We start from the raw sequence: 22196 nt of genomic DNA, 5'->3' as shown, positions 1-22196 counted from the left end.
TAACTAAAAAATCATCTTTTAGATAAATAATCAGAACAATATTTTTATTTTTATCTCGATTATGACGGAGGATATAGGGTATCTAAATGAAGAAGACATCATACTAAAACTAACTGTGGCAAGAATATTGTTATCCCAATAAAAAAGACTTATATGAATCAGTACATTAAAGCCTTCTTACTGCTAACTCCACTAATCTTCTCATCATGTATCAAGGATGAGGAACTAGATACGAATGCAGACATTCTAGAGGCATATATTCCTTCTGAGTATCTAAAGACAGATCCTATTATCACGAATACATCTGTAGAATTTAGAGTAAAAGCGAATGTTGATTTAGAAAAACAAACACCTTTCTTTATCATCTCGCCTAATGCTACTATGGATCCTCCTAATGGTACAACAAGGGACTTCAGAAATAGTCAGGAAGTTATCGTAACAGCACAAGATCAAAGTTGGAAAAAGAAGTATATCGTTAGCTTCACGAGTGATGAGCTAAGTACATTATACACCTTTAACAATGCAGAACTTACAAATAAAAACAGATACTATAGATTCTACGAAATAGGCTCTAATGGAGATAAAATATACGACTGGGATAGCGGTAATGAGGGATACTCTACTGTAGCAGGAAACACGCCACCAGAAGGATACCCTACTACGATAGCACCTGGTAGAAGAGGTGGTCTGTCTGTAAAGATGCAGACGGTCTATACTTCAAAAACGGGACAGATAGCAGGTAACCCTATAGCTGCCGGTAACTTATTCCTAGGTACTTTTAAACTCAATCCTCTGTTTCCTATTAAATCTACCAAGTTTGGGCTACCCTACACAGGTGAGCTACCTAGTAGTTTAAGAGGTTCGTTTAAATACACTGCTGGTAAAATCGTGACAGACAGTAACTATAACGAGATACCTGGTGCAAAAGACACTTTTGATATCTATGCAATATTATTTGAAACACAAAAGAAAAACAACTTCCTAGCAGGTGATCACGCTTTTAAAGATCCTAGAAATGTAGCTATCGCTAGAATAGAAGCTAAAGATAGAATAGAGACAAACTTGTGGACGGAGTTTAATGTCCCGTTTGTGCTAGTACCTGGTAAGACCTATGATCCACAGAAAGATTATATACTCGCTATCGTGATGACATCTAGTATAGATGGAGCGGACTTTAAGGGCGCAGTAGGCAGTACACTGCTAGTAGACGAGATAGAGTTAGTTTATGAAAAAGATAATAAGGAATAAGATGGGATTACTACAGAGATATAGTATTTGTTTAATCCTATTGATAGGAATAAACACAGTGTCTTTCGCTCAAACTAAAGACACAACAGGATTTAAAGCTTTCTTTAAAGAAAATATAGAATACCAACTAAGAGGACAATTCAGTATAGGAGGAAGTACTCCACTCGGTATGCCTGCTGAGATACGAGAAATCAATAGCTATAACCCTACGCTGCAATTAGGACTAGAGTTAAACGTCACTAAATGGTTGAGCAATGACCACAAATGGGGAATCCGTACAGGACTGCGCATGGAAGGTAGAGGTATGAAAACTGATGCTCGTGTAAAGAACTATTATACCCAGATAGATGGTGGTGATGGGAAACAAACCAAAGGGTACTTCACAGGAAATGTAAAAACAACGATGAAAAACTCTTATATAACCTTCCCTGTATTAGTAGCCTATAATGCATCTGAGAACTGGAATGCCTATGGAGGACTGTATCTATCAGGATTAATAGACAAGGACTTTACAGGATATGTGTATGATGGAGTATTAAGAGAAGGTACGCCTATCGGTACACCTGTAGAATTCGAAGGAGATGCTAAAGGCGACTATGACTTCTCAGAAGACCTTAACAGGTTTCAATACGGTATACAATTAGGAGGTGAATACAAGCTAAATACACATTTCCGCATATTCTCGGATCTAAACTGGGGACTGAATGGTGTCTTCAAAAAAGACTTTGATGCTATATCTTTTAAAATGTATAATATTTACTTAAATCTCGGTTTTGGATATACGTTCTAACGTTAAAAAAACATTAAACTATGAAGGTCAATCGTATAGATTGACCTTTATTATTTAAAAACCATTTGAAACATTCTCACAGTGTTTTTCATTTTCTCAATGAATAGGCAAACTTTAAGAGTACAAAAAACCGAATCACTTACAATAATATCAAAACAAGAAGTTGTCCTCATATCTTTAACGTATTTAAAGGAAACGACTATTAGAGTGATAATCCTTATCTTTGTATGTTCGTTTGTTATTTGACAGTTAATTAAACATTAAGTTATCATTAAATAGCAAGCAATAATTTTATATAACATAAATAATACAATACTTATGAGAATAAACTACTTATTATTCGCCCTATTAACAACCATAGGGATCACGTTCTCTTCTTGTATAAAAGATGAGGCAGACACAATGGAATCAGACATTACTTCTGCAACAATTGAAGATGCGAATAAGTTCTTACTTACTACTCCAACAATTACTAATAATAATGTGTTCTTTAGACTTCTTCCTGACGTAGACGAAAGAGAGTTTGCACCGCTATTTAAATTATCGGACGGAGCAACTATCACTCCTGAAAATGGGTCAAAACAAAACTTCTCTAAAGGTCCAGTACAGTACGTTATTACATCACAAGATGGTAAATGGAAAAAAGCATACAATGTAAGTTTCTTGACAAATACGTTTATTACACATTATGATTTTGAGAATGTACACACAGAAGTGACTGAAGGGCCAGAAGGACAATACCACGAATTCTTCGAGGTACTTCCTGATGGTATGACAAAATACGACTGGGCTAGTGGTAACCAAGGCTATAATATGCTGGCAGAAACATTACTAGAAGACGATCAAGAGCTATCACCAGCAGTATACCCGACTTTCTCTATTAATGATGGATACAAAGGTAAAGGAGTAAAAATGGTAACTAGAAGTACTGGACCTCTTGGTAGTATGATGGGGTCTCCTATCGCAGCAGGGAACTTATACTTAGGTACTTTTAATTTTACATTCCCAGCTATTAAATCTACAAGATTTGGTATTCCTTATAGTACAGGAATTAATATGCCTAAAACATTAAAAGGATACTATAAATATAAAGCTGGAAAAGACTTTACAATCACAAGCAAAGAAGGATCTGCACTAACTAAAGATGCATGGGATGCATATGCTATTATCTTTGAAAAAGGAGACAATCCTAAAAAAGAATTCTTAGCAGGTGACCACAAATTCTTAGATCCTAGGATGGTTGCTATCGCAAGATTAGACGATAAGAACAGAGTTGAAACTGATGAATGGACAAAATTTGAAATCCCATTCCAAATGGTAGAGGGGAAAACTTTTGATCCGAAGGCTAACTATATGATTGCTATCGTATTCTCTGCAAGTGTGGAAGGAGATATCTTCAATGGAGCTGTTGGTAGTACTCTACAAATTGATGAAGTTGAATTAGACTTCGATAAGTAATATTAGTACAATACATAATTAAGAGACAATGAAAAAAATAATATATACGTTAATATTCTCATTAGGAATACTGACTACTACTTCTGCACAAAATCAAGAAGAATCAAAAGCATCAGACAAAAATTCTTTTGAAAAGTTCTTTACAGAAAATATGGATTACCAGATAAGAGCACATTTTAGTATCGGTGGTTCTTCTCCTCTAGGTCTTCCAAGAGAAATACGAAAAATCAATAGTTACAACCCAGGATTACAGTTAGGATTAGAAGCTAATGCTACGAAATGGTTAACTGATGATAAACAGTGGGGAGTTCGTTTAGGTCTGCGCTTTGAAGGAAAAGGAATGACAACGAAGGCAAATGTAAAAGGTTACTTAACAGAGATTATACAAGACAACTCTAAAGTAAGAGGTTACTTCACTGGAGATGTAAAAACGAAGGTGAGAAACACTTATCTAACCGTACCTGTAAATGTGGTGTATTCTATCAATGATAACTGGAATATCTATGGAGGGCTATATTTCTCAGCTTTAATAGACAAAACATTTGATGGATATGTATCGAATGGTCATCTAAGACAAACTGACCCTAATGGTATTAAATTAACTTTCGAGGATGATAGTAGTGCTCCTTATGACTTCTCTGATGAAGTACGCAAATTCCAATGGGGTACTCAAGTAGGTGCTGAATGGAAGATGAATAATCACTTCTTTTTACTAGGAGAGTTATCTTATGGATTTAATGGAGTATTAAATAGCGATTTTGACGCTATATCATTCTCTATGCACAATATATACTTAAACTTAGGGTTTGGGTACCAATTCTAATTAAAGTGTCTTAAAACGCAAATAAAAAGGCTTGTAGAGTACTCTACAAGCCTTTTCTTATTTCAATAGAATAGATTATTCTGACTATTTTACTAATACTTCTTTAGCTACTTTATCTGTACCGTCTATTTCTTCTGTAATCTCTAAACCTAATATCTTAGCGATAACAGGATATACATCGATGTTCTCAAATGTTCCTATTGTCTTCCCTGATTGAAACTGTGGACCTTTAGCTAAGAAAATAGCATGCATCTCCTTAACAGAGTTTGGGTCAAAACCATGACTTCCTGCTAATTTTCTGTTAGTGAAATAGTATGGAGCTTCCGCTGTTACCACGATATCCCCTATTCTACCAAAGCGATCATGCTCTTTGCTAAAATGAAACTCTTTAGGTAGATCTTCTGTTTTATACACTTTCATGTGTTTAGGGTTACTCGCTTTTTTAATCTTCTTATAGTACTTGTCTATCTGAGTCTTATCATTGATAAAAGCACTTATATAAGTACCATTACTCGCTAGTTTCATCTCATCTCCTTTTAACTTTAAAGGAAAGCTCAATAGCGTTTCTTGGTCAAGTGCTAGCATTCCGTGATCAGAGACAATCACATAGTTCACAGGTAAGTTTAACTTATCTACTGCTGCTACAAGTTTCTCTATAGATTGGTCAGCATAGTGAACTGCTTCTTTTGTCTCTTCTGCATCTGGTCCGAATCCATGACCTGCATGATCTACTTCTGGTAAATAGAAGGTAATGAAGTGAGGTCTTTTCTCTTCTGGTAATGTCAACCAATTCACTACTTCATTAATACGTCCATCCATATCAAACTTCTCAGAGTAAGCATAGTAATATGATGGTAAAGTCCCTTTAATAGGTGCTTCAGATCCAGGCCAATAGTAACATGCACTCAACATTCCTTGTTGCTCTGCTAATACCCATAATGGTGTACCTCCATACCAAGCAGGGTCGTGTACAGCTTTAGCATTTCTAAGAGAATATCTCTCCTCTATCTTTGGATCATACATATTATTACCAACTAAACCATGGTGTGAAGGATATAGTCCTGTCGCTATCGTATAATGGTTAGGGAAAGTAACTGATGGATAAGATGGTTGCATAGACTCTGCTCTCACACCTTCTTTTCCAAACTTCTCTAAAAACTTCGTTCCAAACTTCTCGATATAATCGTAACGGAAACCATCAATAGAGATCAAGATAACATAAGGTTTATCTACTTGTTTACTATCGTTAACTCGATTTTCTACTACGATTTGTTTTTGTACTTCTTGAGCAGAAACAGTGCTAGACATTGTCAAACACAACCCGAAAGTTAATAAGGGGAATAGTATTTTCTTCATGTTGTTTTGTTTTTCTTGACCAAATATCCGTAGATAAATTTATCCTTACAAAGTAAATTCCTATTTTTATAACTATTTTAAAAATTACACCACTTAATATGAAACATATAAGCATACTCGGTAGTGGATGGTTAGGCACACCATTGGCCGAAAATTTAATAGAAAAAGGATATCACGTCAAGGGCTCGACTACTACTCTAGCTAAAATGAATATCTTAGAGGAACATCAGATCAAACCTTACCACATTAATCTATATGAAGATAATGTTCAGTTTTTAGATTCATTCATTGGCAATGCTGAACTTCTTATCATTACTATCCCTCCTATTAGAGATGAGCCTCAACCAACGTATGCTGAGAACTTTAAAAAGTTACTTCCTTATATTCGTAAACACAATATCAAGAATGTTATCATGATGAGTTCTGTATCTGTATATGCTCCACAAAACGAAGAGATCACAGAAGACAATCAACTATTCTCAAATGAACCTACAGCAGTACAGATTAGAGAAGCTGAAGATGTACTATTAAATGAAGATGGAATCAACACTTGTATCTTACGCTTAGGTGGATTATTCAGTGAAGAAAGAAGACCAGTAGACTACATCGTTCGAAGAAATATATTAGAGAACCCTGAGTTGCCTATTAATATGATTCATCTTAATGATATTATCACGCTATCTACTGCCATTATAGAAAAAGGATTCACAGGTAACCATATCTACAATATCGTATCGCCTAAGTATAAAAACAGGTTAGATTATTACACACAAGAGGCGACTAAACACAGTCTAACTTTACCTCCTATAGGAGAGAATAATAGCGCTTTTTACAAGAAAATCAGTGGAAATAAAATCGCTATGGCTACTGATTTATCGTATAAATTTTAGATAAAAAAAAAGCAATTATTCAAATATATGTTCTAGATTTTTCTAGTTAATCAATAGAAATGTATCATTAATTCTATTGTTATAAAAATAATTTACCATCATTTTTTTTAGTATCTTGTATGCTACAAGAAAGTCTTCTATTATGAAAAAGATATTATTTCCAACTGATTATTCAGAGACTGCAAACAATGCTTTTAAATATGCACTGCAGTTAGCTAACTATAGAGAGGCTGAGCTCTATGTATTACATGTCTATGATCCTCCTATTATATCGGGTGGTATCAGTCCACATCTAGTGGAAAATGTTATTAAGAAAAACGATTTTGAGAAACTGGAACAATTACATGCGAATAGCCCTGCACTTATCGAAACAAGACGTGAGCTAAACTTAGAACATGTACCTGTATTCTTTAAAGTAAAAGAGGGATTACTAATCCCTGAAATACTGAATGCTATTGAAGAAAATCACATTGACTTTCTAGTAATGGGTACTGATGGAGCGAATGCTAGTTTTCACAAAAAACTATTAGGATCTAATACTATCAATACAATTACAAAGGTAGATATACCTGTATTAAGTATTCCTAAAGAAGCTCATTTTAGAGATCTAAATAATATCATCTTTACTTCTCGCTTTGAACAAGAAGAGGAAGCTACGCTTGATGACCTTATTAAAGGTGTTGAAGCCAATAAAGCACATTTAAAAATAGTTCATGTTAAATCAAAAGGGTGTGTCTCATGCGAAGAGATATATAATAAATGGAAAGAGAAGTATAAAGATGCTCCTGTCAGCTTCCATATATTCAATGCAGAAAATATAGAGAAGACACTACTTGACTTTATAGAACATGAACCTGTAGATCTAGTAGCAACGATTAAAAGAAACAAAACTTTTATAGAGAATATCTTATCTAAGAGCGTTACACAGCACTTAGCTAAACGCTTAAAAGTTCCTTTCTTTGTGTATAAATCTAAGAAGTAAATCGCTTTAAAAGTAAAGAGGTTAGCCAATGGCTAACCTCTTTACTTTTATACTTACTCTTTATTTTCTTCTTCTATGTTTATCTTTTCGGGATAAGTCTCTTCTCCTAATAAATACCCCCAAGGTCTTAAACTATCTACGCGATCACATATAATCTTCATTATTGCTAAAGTAGGTATGGCTAATAACATACCTGATATTCCCCATGCCATCTCTCCTAAAATAAGTCCTACTATCACGGCCAAAGAATTGACTTTAACTTTAGAACCAACTATTTTAGGCATCACAATATTACCATCAATAGCATGGATAACAACAAAGGCTATTAACACAAATAACACCTTGGCTCCAGAAGCTGACGCAAATGTCACTAAAATAGTAATAACTAAAGCGATTAGAATACCGATATAAGGTAATACATTCAATACTCCCGTAATCAATGCTAGCATAAACGAATACTTAATATCTAGTATTAAAAACGCTATAAATGCTAATGTAGTAACGATCATCATCTGTAACATCAACCCTACTAAATACTTCTTCACCATATTCTGAATCGCATGTATCGTATCTAACACTTTATCCTTGTGATCACTGTGAAATAACATTAATACAAAGCGTACCAAATGTCCCCTATAGATCAATAGGAATACTGAATATAAGAACGTGAATACAAGAAACATTAATAAAGTAGACAAAGAACTCATAGCGGCTCCTAATATATCTGTACCTGTCTTTAGTGAATTAGATGCAGCTGATTCTAAGTAATTCATTTGATTCTCCTTCGCAATACCAAACTTACTATACACCCATTCTTGGATATTAGAGACTCCTTCTAACAACTGCTGTTGGAATGCTGGCCAATCATCTTGTAAGTGTGTTAATTGCATTCCTATCAGCAATAGAACACTACTCAAAATAAGCAAAGCTAAGACTACAACTACTATAGAAGCAATACCACGAGAAAATCTAAATTTCTTCTCTAAAAACTCACTAAAAGGAACTAATAAAGAAGCTACCAATACACCTAAAAACATAGGTACAAATATGTTCTCAAGTAAAATAGCGATATAACTAAATACAACCAAGCTAAGTAAAACACAGGTTATCTTTAGATACAAAGGGAATTGGACAAACTTATTCATGTACATTTTTTATATAAAAATAAACAATTACAGACTTAATCAACATATATACATTCAGAAATAAAGAAGCTTAAATAAAAAAAGAGCTCTTAGAGCTCTTCTATTTAATTTTTATATTGTCATTTCAGGAATATCTCCCTCAATGATTAAAGTAACCTCAGTAGCCTTTATAATGTCTTCTACAGATACTCCTGGTGCTCTTTCTAATAGCTTAATACCTTGATCTGTTACTTCCATAACAGCTAACTCTGTAACTATCTTTTTAACACACTTCACACCTGTTAAGGGTAATGTACATTCTTTTAATATCTTAGACTCTCCAGCCTTATTCACATGCATCATCGCCACAATGATATTCTCTGCAGAAGCTACTAAATCCATAGCTCCTCCCATACCTTTTACCATCTTCCCAGGAATCTTCCAGTTCGCAATGTCTCCTTGCTCTGATACTTCCATAGCTCCTAGAATAGTTAAATCTACATGTTGTCCACGTATCATCCCAAAGCTAGTTGCCGAATCAAAAAAAGACGCCCCTGGTAAACTCGTAATCGTTTGTTTACCTGCATTAATTAAATCCGGGTCCTCCTCACCTTCATATGGAAAAGGCCCCATACCTAATATACCGTTCTCACTCTGAAACTCAACATTCATACCTTCAGGCACATAGTTTGCCACTAATGTTGGTATACCTATTCCTAAATTTACATAGAAGCCATCTTTAACTTCTTTTGCTATACGTTTTGCAATTCCTACTTTATCTAACATAACTTAAGTTTAAAAGGTGATTAATTCTTTGAACGAACTGTGCGTTGCTCAATTCTCTTCTCATACTGTTCTCCTTGAAAAATACGCTTAACGAATATCCCAGGTACATGTATTTCATTCGGATCTAATTGTCCTGCAGGAACTAATTCTTCCACTTCTGCTACAGTTATCTTAGCAGCTCCAGCCATACAAGCATTAAAATTACGCGCTGTTCCTTTAAAAACTAAATTACCTGCCTCATCACCTTTCCATGCTTTTACGATGGCAAAATCAGCGTCAAAGGCTAATTCTAATATATGTGGTTTACCTTTAAACTCTCTTACCTCTTTACCCTCTGCTACCTCAGTACCATACCCTGCTGGAGTATAAAAACCAGGGATCCCCATCTGAGCAGCTCTACACTTCTCTGCTAAGGTACCCTGTGGAGTAAGCTCTACTTCTAACTCTCCAGATAACATCTGGCGTTCAAACTCAGCATTCTCTCCTACATAAGAAGAGATCATCTTCTTTATCTGACGCTTCTGTAATAACAATCCTAAGCCGAAATTATCTACACCTGCATTATTAGAAATGCACGTTAGACCACTTACGTTCTTCTTTACCAATTCGGCTATGCTATTCTCAGGAATACCACAAAGGCCAAATCCTCCTAACATGATAGTCATGTCATTCTGTATATCTGCTAAAGCTTCTTGAACATTAGCTACCTTTTTATTGATCATAATATTTGGTTTAGTAATATGTTCCTAAAATACAAAAAAAAACGCCTTTAAAAAAAGGCGTTTCTATTATTAAAAATCAAATTCTTCTGTATCTAAAGCTCCTTCAGAAACATCATCCGTTTCTGGTTGAACAATTTTCGTACAATCTACTCGTATAGATAGGTGTTCTGGTACAGGGAAGCCTGACTTAGCTACCTCTAAACTCTTATCAGCATAACACTTATTCATGAATATACCCCAGATAGGTAATGCTAATGTTGCTCCTTGTCCATAAGTCATCGTTCTAAAGTGAGCTGCTCTATCATCGTTACCAACCCATACTCCTGTTGCTAAATTTGGTACCATACCGATAAACCAACCGTCACTATTGTTCTGACTCGTTCCTGTTTTACCTGCAATAGGATTAGTAAACTTATAAGGGTGACCTGTTACACGTTTATAACCTAATCCTTGCCAAGTAGTACGTAATCTTACCCCTGATCCTGACTCAGTAACCCCTTCTAACAACTTAATAATAGCATAAGCTACATCCTTACTCACTACATCCTTCGTCTCAGGTATAGCATTGAATAAAATAACTCCATTCTTATCAGCTATGCGTGTAATAAAGATAGGCTTCACATAGATACCTTGATTCGCAAATGTACTATAAGCTGCCACCATATCACTAACAGTAATATCAACAGCTCCTAATGCAATCGCTGGACTTTGTGGAATATCTCCTGAGATACCTAAATCTCTACACATATTCACAACAGCCTTAGGCCCTACTTTATCCATCAACTTAGCTGTTATAGTATTTACAGACCCAGCTAAAGCTTGTTTTAAGGTCATAATACCTCTATATGAACGGTTCGAGTTCTGAGGACTCCAGTCTCTAGAGATACCATATCTACCTTTAGGCATAGTGAATGGTGAATCTATAATAGAGTCACATGGAGAATAATGCAATTGCTCTATAGCAGTAGCATATACAAATGGTTTAAATGTAGAACCTACTTGTCTCGCTCCTTGTCCTACGTGGTCATATTGGAAGTGTTTATAATTTATACCTCCTACCCATGCTTTAATATGTCCTGTCTGAGGCTCCATTGCCATCATACCCGCTTGTAAGAAATGCTTATAATAACGGATAGAGTCCTTAGGAGTCATAACAGTATCTCTCTCTCCTTTCCAAGAGAAGATTCTCATCTCTGTTTTCACATCAAATGATTTGATTATATCACTTTCAGATTTACCTTGCTCCTTCATCTGTCTCCAACGCTCAGAAGTCTTCATTGCTCTCATCATAATATTATCAACCTCTTGTTGGTTAATTTTATAAAATGGAGCCATCTTATTATTCTTCTGATCTATAAAAAACTCTTCTTGTAAGTTAGCAATATGTGCTTCTACAGCTTCTTCACCATACTTCTGCATACGCGAATCTATAGATACATATATCTTTAATCCATCGCGATAAATATCATAAGTAGTACCGTCTTTTTTAGGATTCTCTTTTACCCAACGGCGCATATAATCACGTAAATACTCACGGAAATAAGTAGCGATACCTTCTCTATGACTTTCTGGAGTAAAGTTTAATGCCAGTGGTAACTCTTGTAGTTTTACACTTTCTTCTTTTGAAATAAAGCCATTACGAGCCATCTGGTGCAACACTACATTACGTCTTTTATGTACTAACTCAGGTCTACGAACAGGATTAAAATAAGCAGGATTTTGTAACATTCCTACGAACATAGCAGCCTCATCTATAGTAAGATCTTTAGGCTCTTTACCCATATAGATACGAGTAGCAGAGCGAATACCTACTGCATTATTAACAAAATCAGCTTTATTTAAATACATCGTAAGAATCTCTTCTTTTGTATACTGTCTTTCTAGTTTCACAGCGATAACCCATTCTTTTGCCTTTTGAGTAATACGCTTAGGCAAACTTCTTGACCCTTCTCCGTGAAACAATAATTTAGCTAACTGCTGTGTGATGGTACTAGCTCCACCACTACTTCCCACAGAAGTAATTGCTCTAAGTGTACCACGAGCATCTATACCTGAATGCTCTTTAAAGCGCTCATCTTCTGTAGCTATTAATGCATTAACTAAATACTCTGGTAAATCTTCATACTTAACAGGTACACGATTTTCTAAATAAAATTTACCTATCGTTTTACCGTCTGAAGAGATAATCTCAGTCGCTACATTGCTAGCAGGGTTCTCTAACTCATCGAAGGTTGGCATCGGCCCAAAAACTCCCCATGATGCGCATAAGAAAAAGAAAATAACTGCGGCAACCATTCCTAAGAATAGAATCCAAAACGCTTTTAAATAACCTCGCAAACTCTTTGGTTGCTTCTTATCCCCTCTTTTGTTTTTACTTGAACTCATAAAGTCTATAATACTTATAAATCTATTATTCTATTATTGTTTTTCTATACGAAAGCCTACTTCTGAAACCCCTTCTAAAGAATTAACTCCTTCTACTTCTCCTAATTCACGAACAACTTGTTCTATAGTAAACTTATAGCTTCCCTTAACAAGAAAAGCAAGGTCTTCTTTCAATTCTAGTTTGCTCTCCTTTACATCAGAAAAACCATTTCCTAATAACGTCCCATCTGGATTAGCCATTTGGAACTGTAGGGTGTCTATCACGACATCTAAATTAGGTTGATGCATTTTAAAAATAACAAATAAATTACTATAAGGATAGTTCTTATTCACTCTTATATTCAAATAAAGATTATGACGCTGTACTGTATCATGCACGTCATACACAAATGTTTTTACATCTGTTCTATCCCAAGCACCTGAAGTCTTCTGATATTGGTCAAAGACCATATTCGTATCTCTCTGACAAGATACAACAAAGAGCATCACAGCACTTAACACCAATAAATAACTACTAATTCTCTGCATTAGAATTGTCACTATTATTATCTTTTTTAAATCGTTTATTTCTATTTGGGCGGTTGCCTTTATGATGTTGTTTTGCCTTAGCAGTCCCTTCACCATCAGTACCTCCTTCATTAGATCCCTCTACAGGTTTCTTCTTTTCCTTAAAATGAGGTTTGCCCTCTCGCGGCCCCTTATTTTCATTTCTAGGTTCTCTAGGACCTTTCTGTTCTCTAGGCCCTCCTTTTACCTCTTTACGAGTATTTTTTTGTTCTCCCGTATTCTGTTTCTCAAGATTTACACCTTCTCTCTCTTTATTTCCCTCTGCTCTATTCTTGTTTCTATTACGAGATTGTTGCTTATCTCTAGGCTCTCTTTCACCTTGTTTAGGTTGCTTATTATTACGTGCCTCCCCATTAGATGTTTTCTCGCGAGATGTATTAGGTGCCTGAGTTTCTTGTCCCTCTCTAGCCTGCCCATCCTTCTTCTTATTATTTCTAGATGGCTTTTTCTTACGTTTAGGCTGATCAAAACGAGTAACGCTATCTTGTTCAGATGCATTGTTAAAGTCTATCTCCTCGCACTCTACTTCCAGCATATAACTCTCTAGCTCTTGTCCTTTCTGATCTTTTCTATTCAAAGCAAGAATCTCTTTCACCATCTCAGTAGACAGTACATACCAATTTGCAGAATTATTAATATAAGCAAACCACATTTGTCCTTTGAATATATCTATCTTCTGACATATTGCTAATCCTTTTACAGTCATTAGTTTTGTATCAGAATCAGGCATATCTTTTAAGGCTTCTAGATACGTATCTAGCTCAAAGTTTAAACAACATTTCAATTTACCACACTGTCCTGCTAACTTTTGCGGATTAAGTGATAACTGTTGATAACGTGCTGCAGAGGTATTTACACTTCTAAAGTCAGTTAACCAAGTAGAACAACATAATTCACGTCCACAAGACCCCACTCCACCTAGTCGAGCAGCTTCTTGTCTAAACCCAACCTGCTTCATCTCTATACGAATGCTAAACTCTCTGGCAAAGTCTTTAATTAACTGTCGGAAATCTACACGTTCACTCGCTGTATAATAAAAAGTAGCCTTAGAAGCATCACCTTGAAACTCTACATCAGAGATTTTCATCTCTAATTTTAAAGCTATAGCAATCTCACGAGCTCTAACTTTAACGGTCTCTTCTCTATTACGTGCCTCTTGCCAAATATCAATATCTTTTTGAGTTGCTTTTCGGTAGATTTTTAAAACCTCTCCATTAGGATCAGCTTTTTTCTTTTTCATCTGCACTTTCACTAACTCCCCTACTAATGAAACAATACCAATATCATGTCCAGGAGAAGATTCTGTAGCTACGATATCTCCCATAGAGATTGCAATCTCTTTTGGGTATCGATAAAAATCTTTTCTACCATTCTTAAAACGAACCTCTACTATATCATATATTTCGGTGCCATTAGGATAAACCATATTTGACAACCAATCAAAAACTGCTAATTTATTACAGCCGTCTGTTCCGCACGTCCCCTTATTCTGGCATCCCTTCGGGAGCCCACTACTATCTTTTTCTGTTGAACAATTTGTACAAGCCATCTAATAATTTTTATATATTGAATCCCTTTCGGGAATTATTGCATTTATTTACTCGCTGTAAAGATACTATTTTTACATCTCTCTTAAATAATTTTTTATTATACAACTATTTCACATCCTATTTCGCTTAATTATCTTATTTAAAAAAGACTACAGCGCACATCTACACCTTACTTTACATTGTATTTTGACCTTGATTTGTCCTAAAAAAATATCTTTTTAAACATCAGAAATGACAAGATATAAAAAGAAATACAACTTAACATGGTTATCTTATCATTAAAACATTCTTTTAATAACTCTTTATAAAAATTATCATACCTATCTCAATGCATAATTCGATGGCAATTATAATTGTATTCTTGCTAAAAAACCTACTATTAACCAGAATATTGCACGGACTCTACATGTATTCGACAAGGAAATACACTACTTCAATAACTATCAAAATAGGTTGCATATAATTTTCGTAATTTTGGTTACTCAAAATAGTACTAAACTTATGCACTCAACAAATACGATAGGTATATTAGGGGCAATTCCACAAGAAGTAAATGGAATTATCACTCAACTAAGAGATAAAACTGAAAGAAAAATAGGTAATCGCACTTACTATGAAGGTTATATTAATAACCAAAAAGTAGTTATAGTCTACTCTCGCATTGGTAAGGTAGCAGCTGCTGCAACTGTGGCAACACTTTTATTAGAGTTTAAAGTAGATCGTATTGCTTTTATTGGTGTAGCTGGCGGTATTCACCCTAATGTAAAAGTAGGTGATGTAGTCGTAGCAAAGGATTTGGTACAATATGATATGGATGCTTCTCCTCTAAGACCAAAATTTGAAATACCTCTACTAGGTAAAACGTATTTTGAAACTGATACTGATTGGTCAAAAGAGACTTGTAAGCATATAGAGAATATGTTTGGGCTAGAGAATCTACACCAACTAATTACACCATCAGAGTTAGCTAAATTTAATATTACTAAACCTACTGTTCATTATGGCACAATAGCTAGTGGGGATCAATTCTTCTCTACATCTGAACAAAAAAACAATCTTCAGTCACAATTACCAGAAGTATTATGTGTAGAAATGGAAGGAGCTGCAGTAGCTCAGGTTTGTTTTGAGTTTGGAGTACCGTTTATTGTGATACGTACAATCTCCGATAACGCAAATGAAGAGGCAAGCTTTAGCTTTCAATCATTCGTTGAAGAAGTATCTCTGGTTTATGGTCAAGAGATCATCAATAAGATGTTTTAGTCCTATTCTAAAACAATAATTCTAGAATACACTCTAAGTAAAGAACATAAAAAAAGCTCGGCATAGCCGAGCTTTTTTATTTATAAATCAGAATTTAACTACTTAATGAATTTAATATCATCAATATTAACTCTAAGTCTATTTTTTGTACTTCTTACAAAAGAAGCATTTTGTATTTTGATAGATACTTTATCAGTTGCTTTTGCTGCAATATCAAAAGAAGCAGTAGTTAACTCACCTCTTTTTCCAACTTTTTTCCCAACTAACTTCCATGTTTTACCAGAATCTATTGAATAAAAGAACTCTACTGCAATCTCTTTGTCTGCGTCAGGATCTTCTTTAAAAGTAGCCCCACCAAATTGGAACTCTACTTTTTTCAAACCTGTAACAACAAACTTTGATTCTAAAAAAGCTTCTGCTTTATCGTTTCCACGAAATCTTATTGATTGTTCTCCTGAAGATTTTAAATCATTAGCGTCCGAATAAACACCACTATCAGAGAAAGACCATTTTCCGATTTCAAAATCTAATTCCTTAGCATCATAACTACTAGCTCTATCTTCCTTAGTAAATTTCTTTTCAAAATTTTCTACAAGTGCTTTTGCTTCTGGTAAGTCACCAGCAGGAACTTCTGGCTCAGTTGTCCCTCCATCTCCAGGTGTACCATCCTCAAAACGAATTTCATCAATGATTAAATCATATGCTTGTTCTTTTCCAACCTTAATAGCAAAGAAATTACCAACTCCTGAAGTATTATATCCTGAACCTTCTGGAGCAGAAGTCAAGTCAAGAACAACTTTTACCCATTGTCCTTTAGTGTCGATATTACCTTTATATTCTGGAGTAGTATTATTCCCTAAAGGTGTAGTATTTGCTTTAACAACTCTATGCACAGATAGATTTCCTACATTATAAGCTACATAAGATTTTCCATCAGCTTTATACATAAGTGGTACTAAAGAAGCTCCAGCAGTTCCTTTTACTAAGAAAGATAATTTAGTTGCTCCCGTAGGTACATTCTTAACTTTTTCTAAAGTAAATAAGAAATCATTACCACTAGGAGTAGCTTTAATGCTCATTCCATTAGTATTATTCCATCCCTGTTTTTCAGCTAAAGCAACATGCTTCAATCCATAACTATTCACTACAGATGTAAAGTCCTCCCATTTATCAAAGTTAGCACCAGGGAAAGCAAGATATTTTCCTAACTCTAATTTCATATTAGGATCATCATAACTTCCTTCTTCACTACCTCCAGTATTCCCTTTGAAAGGGTCTTTATCCAATCCTACTAAGTCAACCATAGTACGAGGCACAAATTGATAATCTTTAGAGAATTTAGTCATTACCCCAGTCATAGTACCGCTCTTAGCAGGAACCTTATGATTTTTAAACCCACTAGACTGCTCAGCTACTCTAAAAATAACATTAGCAGTAACACTTTCTTTAGATTCAATTTCTACATTTGTAGCTTTATTTGTAGGAGACACTAAATTATTTTCATCCCAAAATGGTTTGTCCCAGAATTTTTCCTTGAACTGTACATCCGTAATTGTAACTAGTTTACCTAAATAATTATCAGTAATCGCTTCTTTTAAACTAACAACGTGATTATATGTCTTATTAAAGTCATCTCCTGTAATTGTTTTACAAGATCTAAAAATATGCTTAGGTATATTAGTTATTCCTCCAGTATAATTAGTTGCAGGATCATTAATACCAATAGCTAGTACACCATTATCTATCTGAGTAAATAATCCATTCAATCGAATATGAATTACTCTACCTACAGGATAAAGTCCATATGTTCCTCCTCTATTAATTTTTACACGAGCAGCAATACCTCCATCTATTGTTTCGATATATAAATCTTTATAGAAGTTACCTCCTTCATCACTAGAAACAACTACTCCAGAGATAAAATCTTCTGTTGAAGACTCATATGCTTTTTTAGTAGTAGAAGAAAGTTTAAAAATTTCCTCTATCGTTTTATTTGCTTTTATCTGAGGCTCATCACAATGTGTAGCATCAGGTGTCGTAAAATCATCATTTTTAGCACAACCTACAGCAAGAAGGCTGGCAAATGATATATATAAAATTGATTTAAAAATTGTTTTCATTGTTCTAAGAATTAGAAGTTGTAATAAACATTTACAAAGAAATTACGTCCATAAGCGTACCAGTACTTGTTTCCGAAAGTATTATATCCATGACCTTCGTTTACTAGTTGCCCATTATTAATAATTTCTTGCTTATAATTAGCATTTCTTGCTTGTTCAAACCCACCAGTTTTATAATGTCTATTGAATACATTATTAATACTAGCAAAGAAACCAATTAGGTTTCTATTAGGTAATCTCCAAGATTTTCCTCCTGTAATATTAAATACAGTAAAGTCCGCTAACTTCTCTTGTTTAAGCATTCTATCCACATCTGCTTGATTAATATCGGCAAAAGATTGACCTGGATACAACGGTTCAGTAGCAAAGTTATCTGTTCTTCTTAAAGCAGAAACATTCGTATATGCATTATCCATATAGTTAACATTTGCTCCTACCCACCAATAAGCTGGATCTCTATATTCCAGTCCTAAAGACAGTGCTGTCTGAGGTCCATTCGCTACTTTATAATTTTTTAAATAAGATTTACCATAGTCGAAACTCTTAGCTACGTTATCAGAATTTAAACGAAGAGTAGGATCATTTGTGTAAAAAGATTGTCCTATAGCTGCTGCAGCTGTTGCCTTTAATGTTTGAGTTAACTGATATTCAGCTCCAAGCTCTAATCCTATATTACGCTTATTCACTCCTGTTAATATCTCTGATACGAATGTTGAACCATTTCCATTATACAACTCTCCTTCAGCATTCATAACACCTGCTCCATCAGCATAATAGAAATTAACTTGAGTACTATTCTTAATCTCAGATAAGTATCCAGAAACACGAGCTTTTAACTTAGGTGTTCTAACAATATAGCTACCATCAACACTAAATATATCTTCATTCGTTAAGTCTTTAGTAACTAAATTATTTACACGTCCATTAGCAAAAGTATTTCTAATAGATGGTGCTTGATTATAGTACGCAACATTCATATTAAGAGCATGACGCCCAGTAATATGGTAAGTAGCTCCTCCTTTAAATCCGAAGTTATTAAAATCTACTAAACCACCTTTTCCATAAGAATTGTTAGCATAAACACCATTTTTATATTTTCCATCTCTCTCATAAGAAGTATATCCTATCTTCTGTGCTATATAGAAATCAAACTTATCATAATCAAAATTGAACTGTGTAAATACATCTATAATATTTGAATCTACAGTATAGTTGTATCCGAATTTATCACCTTCACCAACTTTACGATTACGATTATTTAAATCACTATGTGCATTATCTCCTTTTTGATATGTATCAATATCTAAATAGTAATCTCCTCCTAATAAATCAACTAACTTTTTATAATAAGATGAATGTACTCTTCTATAATTAAACCCTGCATCTAAAGTAACATGATCAGATAATACAGACTTTAAGTTAGTATTAAAAGAAAATGTTTTATCATCTTGACGGTCTTCATACAATACAATTCTACTACGACTATCAGCATAATTTTGGTTTACTCCATAAATCCATTCCCAATCTAACTGTCCATTCCCTATAAAATAATTAGCAGCTTCTCTTGCACCATCTCTATCTGGAGTCCATTTTCTGATATCATCTCGATCCGTCTTGTTTAAAGCGAAACTTGGCATTCTTTGATAATATGTAGGATCTGGATTTAAATTATCTTGGTATCCTAAACGACTGTTAGCAATATGTCCAAATTGATAAGAAGCAGTTGTCGTTAAGTTATTTAACTCATCTATTTTCCAATAGTGTGTCAATTGGAAGATTGGTTCAGAAACATCTTTATAACGAGAATTTCTTTTATCTCCATTTTGATATCCCCAGTATGAATTGTATTTAAAATCTTTTAAATCAGCTTGCTCATCTGTAATAGGAGAGTTTTTCCCTCTTTTATTTTGAGCATAAATAGCTGTAAAGTTTAAACTGTGATTATCATTAAATTTCTTTTCAACGGCAGCGAATAAAGATAGTGCATCATAATTCGTTCCATCAAAATAACCTTCTTTAGCTCCTCTATAAGATGCAGATAAAGCAAATGCCCATCCATTCTTATCTAAACCAGAAGAGTAAATAACGTAAGGTCTCCAAGTATAGTTCGTATTAGAACCAGAGAAACCAGCTTTAGCACCTTTTCTGATTTGAGATGCTCTTGTAGTGATGTTTTGTGTTCCTAAGATTCCACCAAAAGAGAAATCTGAAGGAGTAGATCCTGAAGAGAAAACTTGGTTACGAGTAGCGTCATTTAGACCTCCCCAGTTCCCCCATTGTGGGCGACCATCATGAACTTTGTTCATCACCACCCCATTGATCATTGTCTTACCATATTCGTTATCAAGTCCACGCAATCTGTAGAATGCAGACCCCCAGTTATAAGCTGCTGCTTGTTGGAAAGGGTCTTTTGTAGCTTGTAACAAACCTGATGAAGTGTCGTTACTAGAGTCATCATCACTTAGGTCATTCTCCGTAAGTGTAATAAGCCCTAAATTTGCAATAGAAGCGAAATCCTCGTCTAAAGAAATTGTACCAAGGTCGATGATGCCATCACCTACCTCTACAGGTAAACGCTTTGTTACATATCCCACATAAGAGATTACAACATCATGGTTACCCGTTTTAACATTTTCTAAAGTGAATCTTCCTTCATTGTCTGTTAAAGAGGAAGTGGTAGTAGCTTGTACTCTTACAGATACCGCATTCATCGGCATCTGAGTGGTACCATCCACAACTTTCCCTTTAATTTCCTGAACTCCTTGTGCATAAGATATAACTACCTGCAACACAAAGAACAAACTAAATAAAAGTTTCTTCATAAATTAAAAATGATTAAAGTGCTATGTTAAGAAACACCGTAAGGTTATTTCTAATACAAAGGTATGTTATTATAATAATATTAGCTATTTTTGTCAAAGAAATAAGACAATTCTTTACTTAAATTAACCTAGTCATGCACATCAAACTTCAAAGAATCATTTTGTTGTTTGCTCTTATCACAATGGGAGCACAAGCACAAGAGAAAAAGTATGAGATTCAAACAATTGCGTTCTACAACTGCGAGAACTTGTTTGATACAATTAGAGACCCTAAAATTTATGATGAAGAGTGGACTCCTACAGGAGCACAAGCTTGGACATCTAAAAAGTACCAAAAGAAAATCCACAATCTTGCGAAAGTTATGTCTCAGATTGGTACGGACGAAAACACTAAAATGCCTGCAGTAATAGGCGTTGCTGAAGTTGAAAATAGAGCAGTTCTAGAAGACTTAGTACGCGACCCACAACTTGCACCTGGAGATTATGGTATAGCGCACTTTGACTCTCCTGACAAGCGTGGTATTGATGTAGGATTGTTATATCAGAAAAAACACTTCTCTGTAACTAATGCGACTCCGCATCCTCTTTATATCTACGATATGAATAAAGTAGACAAACATACAGGAGAAAAAGGTACTCGTATCTACACACGTGATCAGCTGTTAGTAACAGGTCTTTTAGATGGAGAGGAAGTACACTTCATCGTAAATCACTGGCCTTCTAGAGTGGGTGGAGAGAAAAGAAGTAGCCCATTACGTGAAGCTGCTGCTGCATTAAACAAAAAAATCATCGATTCATTATACACTATCAACCCAAATGCGAAAGTAATCACTATGGGAGATATGAATGACGGTCCATACAATAACAGTATGAAAAAAGTACTGAAAACAGCTGGTAAAAAATCTGAACTTACTCCACAAGGTCTTTTTAATCCAATGGAAAAAATGTCAAAAGATGGATTAGGGACATTAGCTTACCGTGATGCATGGGATGTTTTTGACCAAATGGTAATTAGCGAGCCTTATGTTAGAGATGATTACTCATCATGGGCATACTGGAAAGCGAAAATCTATAAAAAACCATTTATGGTTCAACCAACAGGACAATATAAAGGTTATCCTCTTAGAAATACTAATGGAGAACCAGGTTACAGTGACCACTTCCCTGTTTATATCTATCTAATTAGAGAATTAAAATAACATTACTTAATATAAGTATAAAGCCGTTTAAGACATCTTAAACGGCTTTTTTATTGACTCTAACTAACTAACTAACTAACTAACTAACTAACTAACTAACTAACTAACTAACTA

General features: G+C 34.7%; 17 protein-coding genes. 8 read left to right on the top strand and 9 right to left on the bottom strand.

The annotated features are described in order from the left end of the window. Positions 1 to 153 precede the first annotated feature (153 nt). The 4 genes from AABL87_RS02485 (at position 154) to AABL87_RS02470 (ending at position 4319) form a co-directional block, all read left to right on the top strand. Positions 154 to 1248: a PCMD domain-containing protein gene (locus AABL87_RS02485; protein ID WP_006257815.1), complete on the top strand. Its 1095-nt coding sequence runs from the start codon at positions 154 to 156 to the stop codon at positions 1246 to 1248. A 1-nt stretch (position 1249) separates the two neighbouring features. After that, complete coding sequence (locus AABL87_RS02480) at positions 1250 to 2038, top strand: porin family protein (RefSeq protein WP_326367778.1); 789 nt, start codon at positions 1250 to 1252, stop codon at positions 2036 to 2038. Between the two features lie 318 nt (positions 2039 to 2356). Continuing rightward, complete coding sequence (locus AABL87_RS02475) at positions 2357 to 3496, top strand: PCMD domain-containing protein (protein ID WP_006257817.1); 1140 nt, start codon at positions 2357 to 2359, stop codon at positions 3494 to 3496. Positions 3497 to 3524: 28 nt separating this feature from the next. Beyond that, a complete protein-coding gene (locus AABL87_RS02470) occupies positions 3525 to 4319 on the top strand; it encodes a porin family protein (protein WP_006257818.1) in 795 nt (264 codons plus the stop codon). Positions 4320 to 4403: 84 nt separating this feature from the next. Here AABL87_RS02470 and AABL87_RS02465 read toward each other — a convergent pair whose 3' ends face one another. After that, a complete protein-coding gene (locus tag AABL87_RS02465) occupies positions 4404 to 5675 on the bottom strand; it encodes an alkaline phosphatase family protein (RefSeq protein WP_006257819.1) in 1272 nt (423 codons plus the stop codon). A gap of 98 nt (positions 5676 to 5773) precedes the next feature. Between AABL87_RS02465 and AABL87_RS02460 the strand changes: the two genes are divergently transcribed. Together AABL87_RS02460 and AABL87_RS02455 are read left to right on the top strand one after the other, a co-directional pair. After that, on the top strand, positions 5774 to 6565 hold the full coding sequence (locus AABL87_RS02460; RefSeq protein WP_006266070.1) for an NAD-dependent epimerase/dehydratase family protein: 792 nt from the start codon (positions 5774 to 5776) through the stop codon (positions 6563 to 6565). Between the two features lie 142 nt (positions 6566 to 6707). Further along, a complete protein-coding gene (locus AABL87_RS02455; protein WP_006257821.1) occupies positions 6708 to 7547 on the top strand; it encodes a universal stress protein in 840 nt (279 codons plus the stop codon). Between the two features lie 53 nt (positions 7548 to 7600). Here the strand turns inward: AABL87_RS02455 and AABL87_RS02450 are convergent, their stop codons facing one another. The 6 genes from AABL87_RS02450 to ricT form a co-directional block, all read right to left on the bottom strand. Continuing rightward, positions 7601 to 8692: an AI-2E family transporter gene (locus tag AABL87_RS02450; RefSeq protein WP_006257822.1), complete on the bottom strand. Its 1092-nt coding sequence runs from the start codon at positions 8690 to 8692 to the stop codon at positions 7601 to 7603. A 111-nt stretch (positions 8693 to 8803) separates the two neighbouring features. Then, positions 8804 to 9457, bottom strand: a complete 654-nt coding sequence (locus tag AABL87_RS02445) for a CoA transferase subunit B (RefSeq protein ID WP_006257823.1) — start codon at positions 9455 to 9457, stop codon at positions 8804 to 8806. A 20-nt stretch (positions 9458 to 9477) separates the two neighbouring features. Then, complete coding sequence (locus tag AABL87_RS02440; RefSeq protein WP_006257824.1) at positions 9478 to 10179, bottom strand: CoA transferase subunit A; 702 nt, start codon at positions 10177 to 10179, stop codon at positions 9478 to 9480. 69 nt (positions 10180 to 10248) lie between these two features. Next, positions 10249 to 12564 carry a transglycosylase domain-containing protein gene (locus AABL87_RS02435; protein ID WP_341276903.1) on the bottom strand — a complete coding sequence of 772 codons (2316 nt, stop codon included), beginning with the start codon at positions 12562 to 12564 and terminating at the stop codon, positions 10249 to 10251. Between the two features lie 33 nt (positions 12565 to 12597). Further along, positions 12598 to 13092 (bottom strand): gliding motility lipoprotein GldH, encoded by a 495-nt coding sequence (locus AABL87_RS02430; protein ID WP_341276902.1) that lies wholly within the window; start codon positions 13090 to 13092, stop codon positions 12598 to 12600. Then, the gene (gene ricT, locus AABL87_RS02425) at positions 13079 to 14680 is read right to left on the bottom strand and encodes a PSP1 domain-containing protein (RefSeq protein WP_006257827.1); all 1602 of its coding nucleotides are present in this window, start codon (positions 14678 to 14680) and stop codon (positions 13079 to 13081) included. Before ricT ends, AABL87_RS02430 begins: the two co-directional genes overlap by 14 nt. A gap of 502 nt (positions 14681 to 15182) precedes the next feature. On the opposite strand from ricT, the gene AABL87_RS02420 reads away from it, so the two are divergent. After that, on the top strand, positions 15183 to 15941 hold the full coding sequence (locus AABL87_RS02420; protein ID WP_006262514.1) for a 5'-methylthioadenosine/adenosylhomocysteine nucleosidase: 759 nt from the start codon (positions 15183 to 15185) through the stop codon (positions 15939 to 15941). Between the two features lie 98 nt (positions 15942 to 16039). Here the strand turns inward: AABL87_RS02420 and AABL87_RS02415 are convergent, their stop codons facing one another. Together AABL87_RS02415 and AABL87_RS02410 are read right to left on the bottom strand one after the other, a co-directional pair. Then, positions 16040 to 18061, bottom strand: a complete 2022-nt coding sequence (locus AABL87_RS02415; RefSeq protein WP_006257829.1) for a DUF5689 domain-containing protein — start codon at positions 18059 to 18061, stop codon at positions 16040 to 16042. Between the two features lie 11 nt (positions 18062 to 18072). Further along, positions 18073 to 20883: a TonB-dependent receptor gene (locus AABL87_RS02410; protein WP_006257830.1), complete on the bottom strand. Its 2811-nt coding sequence runs from the start codon at positions 20881 to 20883 to the stop codon at positions 18073 to 18075. Between the two features lie 134 nt (positions 20884 to 21017). Here AABL87_RS02410 and AABL87_RS02405 point away from each other — a divergent pair, with 134 nt between their 5' ends. Then, positions 21018 to 22082: an endonuclease/exonuclease/phosphatase family protein gene (locus tag AABL87_RS02405; protein WP_006257831.1), complete on the top strand. Its 1065-nt coding sequence runs from the start codon at positions 21018 to 21020 to the stop codon at positions 22080 to 22082. Positions 22083 to 22196: the final 114 nt, after the last annotated feature.

Origin of the sequence: Myroides sp. C4067 (assembly GCF_038039665.1) — a bacterium.
Taxonomy (GTDB): Bacteria; Bacteroidota; Bacteroidia; order Flavobacteriales; family Flavobacteriaceae; genus Flavobacterium; species Flavobacterium odoratimimum.
Note: the sequence above shows the minus strand (reverse complement) of the source record. Positions and strands in the feature narration are given on the sequence as shown.